Raw genomic sequence first — 13,830 nt, forward strand, 5'->3', positions numbered from 1 at the left:
GGTCTCTCCTGTTCAGGTGGTTGCGGAGGCGGGACCGGGGCGGACCGGCCCGGTGGCCCGGGCCGCGCGGCCGGCGCGGCCGGGCGCGCCCGTGGGCCGGAAGGCCAGCAGACGGAGGGCGTTCATCGTCACGAGCACGGTGGCGCCGGTATCGGCGAGGATCGCGATCCAGAGGCCGGTGATCCCGAGGATCGTGGTCGCGAGGAAGACCGCCTTCAGCCCCAGAGCGATGGCGATGTTCTGGCGGATGTTCGACATCGCGGTCCGGGCGAGCCGGATCGTGCCGGCGACGTCGGTCACGCGGTCGCGCAGGATCGCCGCGTCGGCCGTCTCGAGCGCGACATCGGTGCCCGATCCCATGGCGACGCCCACATGCGCGGCGGCGAGCGCGGGCGCGTCGTTGATGCCGTCGCCGATCATCATCACGCGGCCCTCCGCCGCCAGGTCGCGGATCGCCGCCACCTTGTCCTCCGGCATCAGGTCCGAGCGATGCTCGATCCCCAGCCCCGCCGCGATGGCCCGGGCGGTGCGGGCATTGTCCCCGGTCAGCATGATCGACGAGAGGCCGAGGTCGCGAAGCTGCGCGACGGCCTCGGCCGCATCCGCGCGCGGCTCGTCCCGCAACGCGACGAGGCCCAGGGGAGCGTCGTCGCGCAGCACGACGACCACCGTCCTGCCCTCGGCCTCCAGCGCCGCCACGCGGGCGCGCAGACCGTCCGTGAGGGCGCCGCGCTCCTCCGCCAGGCGGGGGGAGCCGACGCGGACGGTCGCGCCGTCGATCACCGCCTCCGCCCCCTTGCCGGGCAGCGCGCGGGACCGGGTCGCGGGGGCGGCGTCCACGCCCCGCCTTTCGGCCTCGGCCGTGATGGCGAGGGCCAGCGGATGACTCGCCCCGACTTCGACCCCGGCGGCGAGTGCCATGAGGTCATCCTCGCGGCCGCTCAGCACCGTGACGTCCGTCACGCGCGGATGGCCCTGCGTGAGCGTCCCGGTCTTGTCGAAGGCGACATGCGTCGTTCGGGCCGCCGCCTCGATCACCGCGCCGCCCTTCATCAAGAGGCCGTGGCGCGCCCCGGTCGACAGCGCCGAGGCGATCGAGGCGGGCACCGAGATGACCAGCGCGCAGGGGCACCCGATCAGCAGCAGCGCCAGCGCACGATAGACCCATTCGCCCCAGTCCAGTCCGAAGGCCAGCGGCGGGACCACGGCGACGAAGGCTGCCGCCCCGACCACGGCCGGCATGTAGACCCGGCTGAACCGGTCGATGAAGCGCTCGGTCGGGGCGCGCGCGCTCTCGGCCTCTTCCACGAGCCGGACGATGCGGGCGATGGTGTTGTCCTCGGCAGACTTTGTCACCCGCACGCGCAGCAGCGCCTCGGCGTTGATCGACCCGGCGAAGACCGCCGCACCCGGCTCCTTGAGGCGCGGAACGCTCTCGCCGGTCACGGGGCTTTCGTCGACGCCGGACGTCCCCTCGATCACCTCGCCGTCGCAGGGCACGCGGTCGCCGGGGCGGACCCGGACGACCTGGCCCACAAGGAGCGTCCCGGCCCGGACCTCCCGCGTCGTGCCGCCCACCTCGAGCCGCGCCGTCTTCGGCACGAGCTTCGAGAGCGCCCGGATGCTGTCGCGCGCCTTGCCGGCCGAGACGCCTTCCAGGAGTTCGCCCACGGCGAAGAGAAAGACGACCAGCGCCGCCTCCTCCGGCTCGCCGATCACGAGGGCGCCGCCGGCGGCGATGGTCATCAGCATCTCGATGGTGAAGGGCATGCGGGCCCGCGCCATCAGGGCGGCGCGCCGCGCCACGGGCAGGATCCCGATCAGCGTCGCCAGCACGAAGGCCCAATGCGCGATCCCGGCCGGCAGGACGAGCCGCGAGGCCCAGGCCACGGCCAGCAGCGCGCCGGTCGCGATCACCAGCCGCCCCCGGGCGGACGACATCCACGAGGGCGATGCGCCGCCGGCCGGCTCGTCGCTCTCTGCCGGATCGGTGTCGCCCCCGGCCTTCGCCGCATCCGGAAACGCCCCGTCCGGCAGCACGAAGCCGCCCGTCGGCCTCTCCGGCGGTGCGCCCGCGGGCGCGATGCCGAACCCGACGCCGCGGACGGCCGTCTCGATCCGCTCGGGCGGCGTCCGGCCCTCGTCGAGGGTCAGCCGCAGCCGCTCGGCCATCAGCGCCACGTCCACATCCGCGACGCCGGGCAGACGCTCGACCGCGCCGCGCACCTTGGCGGCGCAGGCGCCGCAATCCATGCCGGTGACGCGCCATTCGCGCCTGGCCGCAATCCCGCCCGCCATGCTGTTTCTCCGTCGTGATTCTCCACTCGAACCGCGATATAGGGTCTACAGCAACTGTAGGTTCAAGACGCCACGGGAAGACATCCGCATCGCCCGCGAGGTCGCGGGGCCCCGTGGTCCAGACACCAGAGCCCGGAGGGACACCCGCATGCTTTCGATCGGCACGCTCGCCAGACGGACCGGCACGAAGGTCCAGACGATCCGGTACTACGAACAGATCGGCCTGATGCCCGAACCCGGTCGGACGGAGGGCGGGCAGCGGCGCTACGGGAATGTCGAGCTGGACCGCCTGTCCTTCATCCGGCATTCCCGGCAGCTCGGCTTTTCGCTGGAGGCCATCCGCGAGCTGCTCGATCTGTCCGACAGCCCGGAACGGTCCTGCGCCGAGGTCGACGCCGTCGCGCAGAGGCAGCTTCGCGAGGTCGAGGCACGCATCGCCCGGCTCGAGGCGCTGCGGGTCGAGCTGCGACGGATGCTCCGCGACTGCGATGCGGACCGGGTCGCCGATTGCCGCATCCTCGAGGTTCTGCGCGACCACGAGCAATGTCTCAGCGATCACGACCGGGCCGGCGCCTGATGCCGGCGGCCCTCGCCTACCCGCTGGCCGCCTTGGCAGAGATCGCCGGATGCTTCGCAATATGGCACTGGTGGCGCGGCGCCTCGAGCCTCTGGCTGGGTCCGGGGCTCGTGGCGCTCGCGCTGTTCGGCTGGCTCCTCGCGCAGGTCGGGGCGGGCTTCGCCGGACGCGCCTTCGCCGCCTATGGCGGCATCTACATCGTGGCGTCGCTCCTCTGGATGTGGGGGGCGGAAGGGCAGCGGCCGGATCTCTGGGATCTCGGCGGCGCGGGACTGTGCCTGATCGGAACCGTGCTCATTCTCGCCGCGCCGCGGGCCGGATAGCTGCGTGGCGCTGGGCGGCCGGCCGCGCGGGCGGTCTCAGGACTTCGCGCGCGATTGCGGGGCGCCTTCCGCTGCGTTCGCCCGTACCTTGCCGGGGACCGTCCCCTTCGCCGGCGGGGCGCCCGCCGACCCATGGCCTAGCCCGGACAGCCGTAATGCCCGCGGAAGCCGGCGCCGTAGGTCTCGCCGGCGGACATGAGCAGGTCGGTATAATCGCCGTCGCCCGTGGGGCGCAGCTCGGCCGACAGGGGGCCGGCGGTCAGGGTGCCGCCCGATGCATCCGCGGTCCCGTCCAGCCGCACGAGGTCGCCGCTGATCCGCAGCAGCGCCGCGGGGGCGCCGTCGATTTCGCCTGTCACGAGGACGGGCGGGCTGCCCACGGTATAGGAAAAGGCGCAGGCCCGGCCGTCCGGAAAGACGCGGTCGATCTCCTCCCCGGTCAGGAATTCGGGATCGATTCCGGCGAGCGATTCCGTCGACAGCGCCTCCTCCGCCGGGACCAGCTCGACGGAGGCGCCGCCCTGGATAGGCGCCGCCGCCTCCGCGCCGGTGGACAGCTCGGCGGTCAGCCAGCGCATCTCGGCGATCTCCTTGTCCTGCGCGTAGATGATGTCGTCGGCGAGGCGGCGGACGCGCGGGTCGGTGATCTCGGCCCGGGTGGAGGTCATGATCGCGATGGAATGGTGCGGGATCATCGCGGACATGTAGCTGCGGTCCTGCACGGTGACCTGGCTGCGCACCAGCCACAGCGCCCCGGCGAAGACGAGGACCGATCCGGCGAAGATGGCCGCGTTGACCGCCCGGCTCGAATACATCGACAGCATGAAGGCCAGCATGATGAAGGCCATCACCGCCCCCATCAGCAGCGCCATCCAGGCCCGCGTCTCGGACCAATAGACGTGCTCGATCTCGTAGGTGTTCAGATACATCAGCCCGAACATGACGATCGTGGAGGTCGCGATCATCGCGGCGAAACGCCAGTAGGACATGCGGTGTCTCCTTCCGTCTGGACCCGGTCCCCCTGCCCCGGGCCGGACGACCTTGTGCGGGCGGAACGACCTTCCCGCCCTGGAGGGTTCCGGCAGACGGGCCGTCCCGGCGCCGCCGGCGGGACGGGGTCAGGGGCCGAGGTTCTCCTGGTGGGCCCGTTCGCGCTCCGGCCAGGTGCTCTTGATGTAGGCGAGGACCGCCTCGATCTCGGCGTCCGAGAGGATGCCGCCGAAGCCCGGCATGTCGCTCTCGTAGCCGCCGCCGACGATGGCGGCCGTCCCCTCCCGCACGATGCGGAACAGGATCCGGTCCGGATGGTGCCAGGTATGGCCGCACGCGTCGTGGGGCGGCGCCGGAAGCCGGCCGGAGGGGAGCGGCCTGCGCCAGTCCGGTTGCCCCTCCAGCTGCGCCCCGTGGCAGGACGCGCAATGCGCCTCGTAGAGGGCGCGCCCCTCGGCGAGGAGTGCGGCATCGGGCGGGTGGGTGTCGCTCGCCCCGCCCGATGCCGTCAGCAGGACGGCACCGGACAGGAGGCCGCCGCCCAGAAGCAGCGCCCTGGCCCCTGCCCTCATTCCGCGGTCTCGGCGATCCAGTTCCGCAGGAAGGCGATCTCGGCTTCCTGCGCCGCGATGATCTCCTCGGCGAGCTGCCGCAGGTCCGGATCCTCGCCGTGCTCGAGGACGATCCGCGCCATGTCGATGGCGCCCTGGTGGTGCCCGATCATGCCGCGCGCGAAGTCGATGTCGGCGTCGTCGGTGAATTCGATGTCCATCGCGGAATGCATCGCCATGTTGGCCGCGCGGTAAGCCTCGGTCGAGGGCGACCCCGCCGGCCGGGGTGCGTCCGTCGCCATGTGACCGCCGTGCCCGCCCGAGGGAACAGCGCCGTCCTGCGCCATCATCCCGCGCATCATCTCCTGCATCATGGGGCGCATCATCGCCTCCATCCCGGCGCGCATGTCCTCGGACATCGCGCCCTGCTGCATCATCGGCATGGGGTCGTCCCCATGCGCCCCGTGGTCGGCCATCTGGGCGAGTCCCGCCCCCGGCACCGCGAGAGCGACCGAGAGGCCGCCCGCAATCCATCGTCCGCGTGTCATGTCGTCATTCCTCCTGGTTCGATGGACTCCGCCGGTCAGGCGGCCTGTGAGGCCCCGTAGCCTTCGTCCTCGATGGCGCGTCGGACGGCCTCGGGATCGGCGGGGGAGTCGACCGTCACGCGCTCGGCCGCCCGGTTGACCGTCACCTCCGCCAGCGGATCGACCGAGTGGATCGCCCGGGTCACGGCGGCCTCGCAATGGCCGCAGGTCATGCCCGTCACGTGCAGATTCAGCATCTTGTTTCTCCTTGTCGGATCTCCCGGAACGGATGTCGGGTCTTCCCACATGGGAAGGTCAAGACGGGAGCGGAAAGGAATTTCACGGGGCTTGACCCTCCCACCATGGGAAGCCCTATCTGGGTCGTCGATTGCGAGACTCGGGGGGCCTTCATGCCGGACGGACAGCGGAGCATCGACGAGGGCGGCGCGGGCCGCGTCTTCGACATCGGCATCGACGGGATGACCTGCGCCTCCTGCGTGGGGCGCGTCGAGCGCGCGCTCGGCAAGGTGCCGGGTGTGAGCGAGGCGAGCGTCAACCTCGCCACCGGGCGCGCGCGGGTCCGCGCGGCGGCCGGCACCGGGATCGGCGCCCTCGTCGAGACGGTGGAGGCGACGGGATACCAGCCGCGGCTCGAGCAGGTGACGCTCGCCGTCGAGGGAATGACCTGCGCCTCGTGTGTGGGGCGGGTCGACCGGGCGCTGAAGGCGGTGCCGGGCGTCCTCGACGCGTCGGTGAACCTCGCTGCGGGAACGGCGGTCGTGCGGATACCGGCGGGCGCCGTCAGCGCGGCCGACCTCGTCGCCGCCGTGGGGCGGGTCGGATACGAGGCGAAGCCCGCCAGCGGCAGTGGAGAGGAGCGGGCGGAGCGCCAGGCGGCCCGCGACGAGGATGCGCGGCACCTGCGCCGGCAGCTGATCCTCGCGGGCGCGCTGACGCTGCCGGTCGTGGTGCTCGACATGGGCAGCCACCTCGTGCCCGGCTTCCACCACTGGCTGCTGGGGTGGACGAGCCAGCAGAACATCCACCTGATCCTCTTCGCGCTCGCCACGTCCGTGCTGTTCGGGCCGGGCTGGCAGTTCCACGCAAGGGGCTGGCCGGCGCTGCTGCGCGGGGGCCCCGACATGAACAGCCTCGTAGCGCTCGGCACCTCGGCGGCGTGGGGCTATTCGGTCGTCGCGACCTTCGCGCCGGGCCTTCTGCCCGCCGGCACGAGCGGCGTCTACTTCGAGGCGGCGGCGGTGATCGTCACACTGATCCTCCTCGGCCGCTGGCTGGAAGCGCTGGCCCGCGGCCGGACCTCGGCCGCGATCACCGGCCTGCTGAAGCTGCAGGCCCGGACGGCGCGCGTCCTGCGGGACGGCGACGCGCGCGACGTGCCCATCGAGGAGGTCGTCGTGGGTGACCGGGTGCGGGTCCGCCCCGGCGAGAGGATCCCGGTCGACGGGCTCGTGCTGGACGGGTCGAGCTTCGTCGACGAGGCGATGATCAGCGGCGAGCCGGTGCCGGTGCAGAAGGGCGAGGGCGACGAGGTGATCGGCGGCACGATCAACCGCACCGGTACCTTCACGTTCCGCGCCACAAGGGTCGGCGCCGACACGCTGCTCGCCCGGATCGTCCGCATGGTCGAGGAGGCGCAGGGCGACAAGCTGCCGATCCAGGCGCTGGTCGACAAGGTGACGCTGTGGTTCGTGCCGGCCGTCATGGCGGCGGCGGCGCTGACCTGTCTCGTCTGGCTGGTCTTCGGGCCCGATCCGGCGCTGACCTTCGCCCTCGTCAACGCGGTCGCGGTCCTCATCATCGCCTGCCCCTGCGCGATGGGCCTCGCCACGCCGACCTCGATCATGGTGGGCACCGGCAAGGCGGCCGAGCTCGGCATCCTGTTCCGCCGCGGCGAGGCCTTGCAGACGCTGCGGGGCGCCGAGGTGATCGCGCTCGACAAGACCGGCACCCTGACCCGCGGCCGGCCGGAGCTGACGGACCTCGAGGTAGCGGACGGTTTCGACCGCGACGCGGTGCTCCGGCTCGTCGGCGCCGTGGAAGCCGCCTCCGAGCACCCGATCGCCGAGGCGATCGTCGCCGCCGCCCGCGCCGCCGGTGCCCTGCCGCAGGCGCAGGGCTTCGAGGCGCGGCCCGGCTTCGGCGTGACCGCCACGGTGGAGGGCAAGAGCGTCGCCGCGGGCGCCGACCGGCTCATGCGGGAGATGGGGCTCGACGTCGCAGCCTTCTCGGCGGTGGCCGAGCGGCTTGGCGACGACGGCAAGACCCCGCTCTATGCCGCCATCGACGGGCGGCTGGCCGCGATCCTCGCCGTCGCGGACCCGGTCAAGGAGACGACGCCGCAGGCGATCCGCGCCCTGCACGCGCAGGGCCTGAAGGTCGCGATGATCACCGGCGACAATGCCCGCACCGCACGCGCCATCGCCGCCCGGCTCGGCATCGACGAGATCGTGGCCGAGGTTCTGCCCGGCGGCAAGGTCGACGCGATCAGGGCGCTGCAGCAGGGCGGCACCCGCGTCGCCTTCGTCGGCGACGGCATCAACGACGCGCCCGCCCTCGCGCAGGCCGATATCGGTATCGCGATCGGGACCGGCACCGACATCGCCATCGAGGCGGCGGAGGTCGTGCTGATGTCCGGCGACCTGCGCGGGGTGGTCGACGCGCTCGCGCTCAGCCGGGCGACGATGGCGAACATCACGCAGAACCTCGGCTGGGCCTTCGTCTACAACGCCGCGCTGATCCCGGTCGCCGCGGGCGCGCTGTGGCCGGCCTTCGGCATCCTGCTCTCGCCGGTCTTCGCCGCGCTCGCCATGGCGCTGTCCAGCGTCAGCGTGCTCGCCAATGCGCTGCGCCTCAGGCGGTTCGCCCCGCCCCGCGCCGCCACGACCGACGGATACAGGGCGGTCCACACCGCCGCCCGGGAAGGGAGGACCCGATGAACATCGGAGACGCGGCCAAGGCTTCCGGGGTGAACCAGAAGATGATCCGCTACTACGAGAGCATCGGCCTGATCGGGTACGTGGCGCGCAGCGCCAACGGCTACCGCACCTATACCGAAAGCGACGTCCACACGCTCGCCTTCATCCGCCGCGCCCGCCGCCTCGGCTTCCCGATCGAGCGGATCCAGGCGCTGATGGCGCTCTGGCGCGACAAGCGCCGGTCGAGCGCCGAGGTGAAGGCGATCGCCAGGGGCCATATCGACGAGCTGCAGGCGAAGATCGAGGAACTGGCCGAGATGCGGAGGACGCTGGAGCATCTCGTCGCCTCCTGCGCCGGCGACGACCGCCCCGATTGCCCGATCCTCGACGGCCTCTCGGCGCAGACGGAGGCCGCCGATCCTCGCCCGGCGGGGCCTGCCAGCCGGCGGGGCGGGGCCCCCGGCGGCGCCTGACCCCCCTTCGAAGGCGCCAGCCCCGCGCGCGCCTTGTCCCCGGCGGCGCCCCGGGGCGATCCTGCAGGACGCGGTCGTCCCGGGCGGCCCCCTTGCATCGCTATGGCGCTTTCCGCAGACTGGACGCGGGCCGATACGACGCGCTTCGCCGTCGTTCCGCGGAGCCGGAAACGCCCAAGGGAGGAAGATACATGATGAAGCGAATCCTTGCGACTTCGGTCGCAGCCATGGCCCTCGTCTCGGCGGCGGCCGCACAGGACAGCATGGAGCTGCAGTTCCAGAGCAGCGACAATTCGGGCACCGCCGCCTTCGAGATCCAGCAGGAATGGGCCGCGCGCGTCGGCGAGATGTCCGAGGGCCGGATCACCGTCGAGATGCTGCCCGTGGGCTCGATCGTCGAATACAACGAGACGCTCGATGCCGTCGGTGCCGGCATCCTCGACGGCCATATCACCGACAGCTCCTACTTCACCGGCAAGGACGCCGCCTTCGCGCTGATCGGCAACCCGGTCGGCGCCTATTCGTCGCCCGAGGAGTTGCGCGGCTTCTTCAACGACGGCGGCGGCACGGAGCTCTACAACGAGATCCTGGAGCCCTACGGCGTCCATTTCATCGGCCCGGCCGCCCAGCCCGCCGAGGCGATCCCCTCCACGATCCCGATCGACTCCGTCGCGGACCTGCAGGGCGTGAAGATGCGCGCCCCCGAGGGCATGGTGCAGTCGGTCTTCGCCGCCGCCGGCGCCGCACCGGTGAACCTGCCCCAGTCCGAGGTGTTCACCTCGCTCGACAAGGGCGTGATCTCGGCCGCCGACGCGACCACCCTGGCGACGAACCATTCGATGGGCCTGCACGACGTGGCCCTGCATCCGATCTGGCCGGGCTTCCATTCGCTGCCGCTGAACGAGGTCTCGATCAACGCGGCCACCTGGGACTCGATGTCCGAGGAGGATCAGCAGATGCTGACCGAGTCGGTCGCCTGGTATGCCGAGACCCTGGCCGAGCGGATCGGGCAGCGTGACGAGGAGGTCGCCGAGGAGCTGCGCGCCACCGAAGGCGTCACCATCCACACCTGGTCGGAAGAGGCCAAGCGCGAGTTCCGGCAGATCGCGCAGGAACAGTGGGCCCCCTTCGCCGAGCGGTCCGAGAACGCGCAGCGCGTCTACGAGGCGCTCACCACCTACCTCACGGACCAGGGCCTGCTCTGATCGCACGGTCGGGAGCCGACCGCTCCCGTCGACCGGCCGGGCGGATCCTCCGCCCGGCCCATTCCGGAGGCCGCCTTGGATCCCGAAGAACACAATGCCCGCGATCCGGTCCTCGTGCCCCAGGACGCGTTGTCCGCGTGGCTCGTCCCCCTGGGCCGGGTCGTCAGCCTCGCCTTCCTGTTCATCACCGCCATCACCTTCCTCGAGGTGGTGCTGCGCTACGGCTTCAACTCGCCGACGCAATGGGTCCACGAGACGACGATCGCGCTGACCGCCATCTGTTTCGCGTTCGGGGGGGCCTACTGCCTCGCGCTCGACCGGCACATCCGCGTCGTCCTGATCTACGACGCCCTCTCGCCCGCGATGCGCAGGTGGTTCGACGTGGCCATCTCGATCGTCGGGGCGATGGCCTGCGCGCTGATGGCCTGGGCCGCCTGGAGCCTCGCCTACAGGGGCTTCGTCTCCGCCGGCGGCCAGTTCCGGCTGGAGACCAGCGGCAGCGCCTGGAACCCGCCGACTCCGGCCATCGTGAAGGCCGTGCTCTTCGTGACCCTCGTGGTGATGTGCGCCCAGTTCACCCTCCAGGCGATCCGCCATCTGCGGCGCGATCCCCATGCGGAACCGCCGCGCCCCGTCGCGAGCGCAGGAAACGTCGAAGATGTTTGATCTCTCCGCGCTGGGAATCGGCGGCGGCAGCCTGATGATGTTCGGCATGCTGCTGGTCCTGCTCGTGACCGGCATGCCGCTCGCCTTCGTCACCATCCTGGTGGCCCTGATCTTCGCGCTCGGCTGGTTCGGCCCGATGGCGGTGCCGATCGTGACGACGCGCATCTACTCCTTCATCATGCAGTACGTCTTCGTCTCGGTCCCGATGTTCGTGCTGATGGCGTCGATCCTGGACCGGTCGGGGATCGCGCGGGACCTCTTCGACGCGATGCGTCTCGTCGCCGGGCGGATCCGCGGCGGCGTCGGCGTGCAGACGCTGCTGGTCGCCGTCGTCCTGGCCGCCATGTCCGGCATCATCGGCGGCGAGATCGTGCTCCTCGGCCTCCTCGCCCTGCCGCAGATGCTGCGGCTCGGCTACGACCGGAAGCTCGCCATCGGCATCGTCTGCGCGGGCGGCGCGCTCGGCACGATGATCCCGCCCTCCATCGTGCTCATCATCTTCGGCCTGTCGGCCAACGTCTCCATCGGCGAGCTCTTCACCGCCTCGTTCGTGCCGGGCGTCATGCTCGCGGGCTTCTATGCCGGCTATGTCCTGCTGATCGGCTGGCTCCAGCCGCACAAGGCCCCCGTCCCGACCGAGCTGGATACCCGGCCCCTCGCCGAGCGGCTGAAGCTGCTGCGCGGCCTCGTCCTGCCGCTGCTGGTCGTGGTCTTCGTGCTCGGCTCGATCTACGGCGGGATCGCCTCGGTGACCGAGGCCTCGGCGATCGGTGTGGTCGGGGTGATCCTCTCGACCGTCCTGCGGGGGGAATTCACCCTGCGGATGATGTCCGACGCCGCGCTGCAGACGCTGCGGACCTGCGGGATGATCGTCTGGATCGGCGTAGGCGCGACGGCCCTCATCGGGGTCTACAACCTGATGGGCGGGATCGACTTCATCGAGCAGCTCCTCCTCGGCGTGTCCGAGAACCCCATGGTGGTCCTGCTGGTGATGATGCTGATCCTCGTCGTCCTCGGCATGTTCCTCGACTGGGTCGGGATCGCGCTGCTGACGGTGCCGATCTTCACGCCCATCGTCATCGAGCTCGGCTACGATCCGATCTGGTTCGGCGTGCTCTTCTCGCTGAACATGCAGATCTCGTTCCTGTCGCCGCCCTTCGGTCCCGCCGCCTTCTATCTGAAGAGCGTGGCCCCGCCGGACATCTCCCTCGGAACGATCTTCGCCTCGCTGCTGCCGTTCATCGGATTGCAGATCCTGGCCCTCGCCCTCGTGATCACGTTCCCGGAGATCGCGCTGTGGTATCGCTGATGGCGAGACGGCGGCACGGGGGCTCCGCCCCCGCTGCCTGCGGCAGCTCCCCCGGAGTATTTGCAGCAAGATAAGAGGGAGGCCGCGACCTGCGGCGACGGTCAGGCGAGGATGATCCCGACAACCACCAGCATCAGCCCCAGGAAGGACAGGAACAGCGCGCCCACGTTCATCGGCATGATCCGCTGCAGCCGCGCCCGCAGCGCGGCGTCGTCCAGCCCCGCGCGGCGCGCGCGCGAGACGGCGATGATGGTCCAGACGATCCCGGCAAATCCCGCGACGGTGATCGCGGCCCCGATCCAGACGAGCGCTTCCATCCCGTGCGGTCCCCCTCGGCGTGACCCCGCCGCCCTAGCGCCGGGGCGGCCGCCCCGCAAGCCTTGCGAGGGGGGCGGGCAGCGGCTAACCGGGGGCCCTTCCGCCACAGCCGCCCCAAGGAGCGCCCGATGAGCATCACCGACACCCCCTCCTCCGTCGCCGGCGAGGAGCTGCGCCAGTTCATCGAGCGGTACGAGCGGCTCGAGGCCGAGAAGAAGGACATCGCCGACGCGCAGAAGGAGGTGATGGCCGAGGCGAAGGGGCGCGGCTACGACACCAAGGTGATGCGCAAGGTCATCGCCCTGCGCAAGCGCGACCGCGACGACATCGCCGAGGAAGAGGCGATCATGGAAATGTACATGCAGGCACTCGGCATGAACTGAGCGCCACCGGGCACGGCGCGGTCGGCGCCACCGGGCACGGCGCGGTCGGCGCCACCGGGCACGGCGCGGTCGGCGCCACCGGGCACGGCGCCGGTCGGCGGCTCCCGGGGGGTACGTCGCCCTTCGCCGCCGTCCCCGCCCCGCCGGCCGGGGGCCGCGTCGGGCGGGCCGATCGAGGCGCGCCCGGTCCCCCGCCGCCCGTTCCCCGACGCCCGGGGCCATGTCCCGAGACACGTCTCCCGGAGCGGACCCCGACTCGCGGCCTTCTCCGGCGCGCGGCCCCCTCCTTCGCAGGGACGCGCATGCCCTCTGCCTGTCGGCCCCCGCGCGAGGGCCGGGACGGGGCACACGGTCAGGGGCGGATCATCTCCACCCCGTCCATCGCGGCGATCGCGTCGAGGTCGGCCTCGTAGCCGGCCGTCACCTCGGCGATCACCGCCTCGGGCCAGTCCGGCAGATCCTCCTCCTCGATCTCCTCGGGGCGGACGTACTTGTCGAGGAAGGCGGCGATGATCCGCGCCGACTGGGCGGCCGATTGCGGCGGATGGGTCCGCAGGTAGGCGACGTAGCGGCGCAGCCCCTCCTCGGTCATGATCTGCGCCAGCAGGTCGTGCTCGCCCAGCAGCGCGCCGCTGCCCGCCGGTCCTCCCTCGGCGGCCCCGGCCGCCCCGGCGCGGCCCGCGAGGCGCCGCACGAGCCGGCCCCAGATCAGCGGGGCGTCCTCGTGGGCCCAGACGACCAGCCGTGCGCCCGGCGCCGCCTCGCGGGCCCGCGCGATCGCGCCGCTCCAGCGGATCGCGGCGGGGGCCAGACCGTCGAGCAGCGCCGTCTCGCTCGTGGCCTTGGCCCGGGAGAGGACGGCGGGGACGAAGGTCGCCGGGTTGCGCAGCGCCAGGAACAGCTCCAGCCGGTCGGGGGCGAAGACCGCGCTCAGCGCGCGGAGCTTGAGCCCCAGCATCGGGTAGAGCTCGCGCCCCTCGAAGACCCGGTTGGGCGTGCAGAGGAAGGCCGGGTTCGCCATCACCAGACGGTCGGGCCGCGCGGCACCGAGGATCGCGTCCAGCGCCCCCTCCCGCGCGGTGGAGGGGTCGAGCGTGCCGCCGGCATAGGCCTGCATCAGTTCGCGCAGCGTCCGGCGATACTGGACATGGGGCGGCACGAGGATGCCCGCGGCGGCCAGCGCCTCGGCGTTCTTCTGGACCGAGCGGAGGAGCCGCTCGCCCTCGGTCGCATGCGCGCCGATATGGAGTGCCACCTGCATTGCCGCCTCGCTC

The 13,830-nt window shown here is 71.8% G+C and carries 15 protein-coding genes; 8 read left to right on the forward strand and 7 right to left on the reverse strand.

The genetic code is table 11. The features are described 5' to 3' along the window. Window positions 1–12: 12 nt before the first annotated feature. On the reverse strand, window positions 13–2,298 hold the full coding sequence (locus BUE30_RS01885; protein ID WP_073326095.1) for a heavy metal translocating P-type ATPase: 2,286 nt from the start codon (window positions 2,296–2,298) through the stop codon (window positions 13–15). A 148-nt stretch (window positions 2,299–2,446) separates the two neighbouring features. On the opposite strand from BUE30_RS01885, the gene BUE30_RS01890 reads away from it, so the two are divergent. After that, window positions 2,447–2,875 carry a MerR family transcriptional regulator gene (locus BUE30_RS01890; protein ID WP_073326097.1) on the forward strand — a complete coding sequence of 143 codons (429 nt, stop codon included), beginning with the start codon at window positions 2,447–2,449 and terminating at the stop codon, window positions 2,873–2,875. Then, a complete protein-coding gene (locus BUE30_RS01895) occupies window positions 2,875–3,198 on the forward strand; it encodes a YnfA family protein (RefSeq protein ID WP_073326099.1) in 324 nt (107 codons plus the stop codon). Before BUE30_RS01890 ends, BUE30_RS01895 begins: the two co-directional genes overlap by 1 nt. Window positions 3,199–3,335: 137 nt before the next feature. Here the strand turns inward: BUE30_RS01895 and BUE30_RS01900 are convergent, their stop codons facing one another. The 4 genes from BUE30_RS01900 to BUE30_RS01915 form a co-directional block, all read right to left on the reverse strand. Then, window positions 3,336–4,187, reverse strand: a complete 852-nt coding sequence (locus tag BUE30_RS01900) for a DUF305 domain-containing protein (protein ID WP_073326101.1) — start codon at window positions 4,185–4,187, stop codon at window positions 3,336–3,338. Between the two features lie 129 nt (window positions 4,188–4,316). After that, entirely contained in the window at window positions 4,317–4,760 is a 444-nt protein-coding gene (locus tag BUE30_RS01905) for a c-type cytochrome (RefSeq protein ID WP_073326102.1), read from the reverse strand. Then, on the reverse strand, window positions 4,757–5,287 hold the full coding sequence (gene copM, locus BUE30_RS18200) for a CopM family metallochaperone (protein WP_342068321.1): 531 nt from the start codon (window positions 5,285–5,287) through the stop codon (window positions 4,757–4,759). Before copM ends, BUE30_RS01905 begins: the two co-directional genes overlap by 4 nt. A 35-nt stretch (window positions 5,288–5,322) precedes the next feature. Further along, window positions 5,323–5,523, reverse strand: coding sequence for a heavy-metal-associated domain-containing protein (locus BUE30_RS01915; RefSeq protein ID WP_073326104.1), 201 nt, complete (start codon window positions 5,521–5,523; stop codon window positions 5,323–5,325). 153 nt (window positions 5,524–5,676) lie between these two features. Here BUE30_RS01915 and BUE30_RS01920 point away from each other — a divergent pair, with 153 nt between their 5' ends. The 5 genes from BUE30_RS01920 (at window position 5,677) to BUE30_RS01940 (ending at window position 11,855) form a co-directional block, all read left to right on the forward strand. After that, window positions 5,677–8,223 carry a heavy metal translocating P-type ATPase gene (locus tag BUE30_RS01920; RefSeq protein WP_073326515.1) on the forward strand — a complete coding sequence of 849 codons (2,547 nt, stop codon included), beginning with the start codon at window positions 5,677–5,679 and terminating at the stop codon, window positions 8,221–8,223. Further along, window positions 8,220–8,675 carry a Cu(I)-responsive transcriptional regulator gene (gene cueR / locus BUE30_RS01925; RefSeq protein WP_073326106.1) on the forward strand — a complete coding sequence of 152 codons (456 nt, stop codon included), beginning with the start codon at window positions 8,220–8,222 and terminating at the stop codon, window positions 8,673–8,675. The genes BUE30_RS01920 and cueR overlap by 4 nt, the downstream gene beginning before the upstream one ends. A 191-nt stretch (window positions 8,676–8,866) precedes the next feature. Then, window positions 8,867–9,880, forward strand: coding sequence for a TRAP transporter substrate-binding protein (locus BUE30_RS01930; protein ID WP_073326108.1), 1,014 nt, complete (start codon window positions 8,867–8,869; stop codon window positions 9,878–9,880). 75 nt (window positions 9,881–9,955) lie between these two features. Next, a complete protein-coding gene (locus BUE30_RS01935; protein WP_083601010.1) occupies window positions 9,956–10,546 on the forward strand; it encodes a TRAP transporter small permease subunit in 591 nt (196 codons plus the stop codon). After that, on the forward strand, window positions 10,539–11,855 hold the full coding sequence (locus BUE30_RS01940) for a TRAP transporter large permease (protein ID WP_073326111.1): 1,317 nt from the start codon (window positions 10,539–10,541) through the stop codon (window positions 11,853–11,855). The genes BUE30_RS01935 and BUE30_RS01940 overlap by 8 nt, the downstream gene beginning before the upstream one ends. A gap of 101 nt (window positions 11,856–11,956) precedes the next feature. On the opposite strand, the gene BUE30_RS01945 is transcribed toward BUE30_RS01940, so the two are convergent. Beyond that, complete coding sequence (locus BUE30_RS01945; protein WP_073326112.1) at window positions 11,957–12,172, reverse strand: hypothetical protein; 216 nt, start codon at window positions 12,170–12,172, stop codon at window positions 11,957–11,959. A 129-nt stretch (window positions 12,173–12,301) separates the two neighbouring features. Here BUE30_RS01945 and BUE30_RS01950 point away from each other — a divergent pair, with 129 nt between their 5' ends. Continuing rightward, window positions 12,302–12,556: a DUF2312 domain-containing protein gene (locus BUE30_RS01950; RefSeq protein ID WP_073326114.1), complete on the forward strand. Its 255-nt coding sequence runs from the start codon at window positions 12,302–12,304 to the stop codon at window positions 12,554–12,556. Between the two features lie 352 nt (window positions 12,557–12,908). On the opposite strand, the gene BUE30_RS01955 is transcribed toward BUE30_RS01950, so the two are convergent. After that, window positions 12,909–13,817 (reverse strand): hypothetical protein, encoded by a 909-nt coding sequence (locus BUE30_RS01955; protein ID WP_073326116.1) that lies wholly within the window; start codon window positions 13,815–13,817, stop codon window positions 12,909–12,911. Window positions 13,818–13,830: the final 13 nt, after the last annotated feature.

This window comes from Wenxinia saemankumensis (assembly GCF_900141735.1).
GTDB lineage: Bacteria > Pseudomonadota > Alphaproteobacteria > Rhodobacterales > Rhodobacteraceae > Wenxinia > Wenxinia saemankumensis.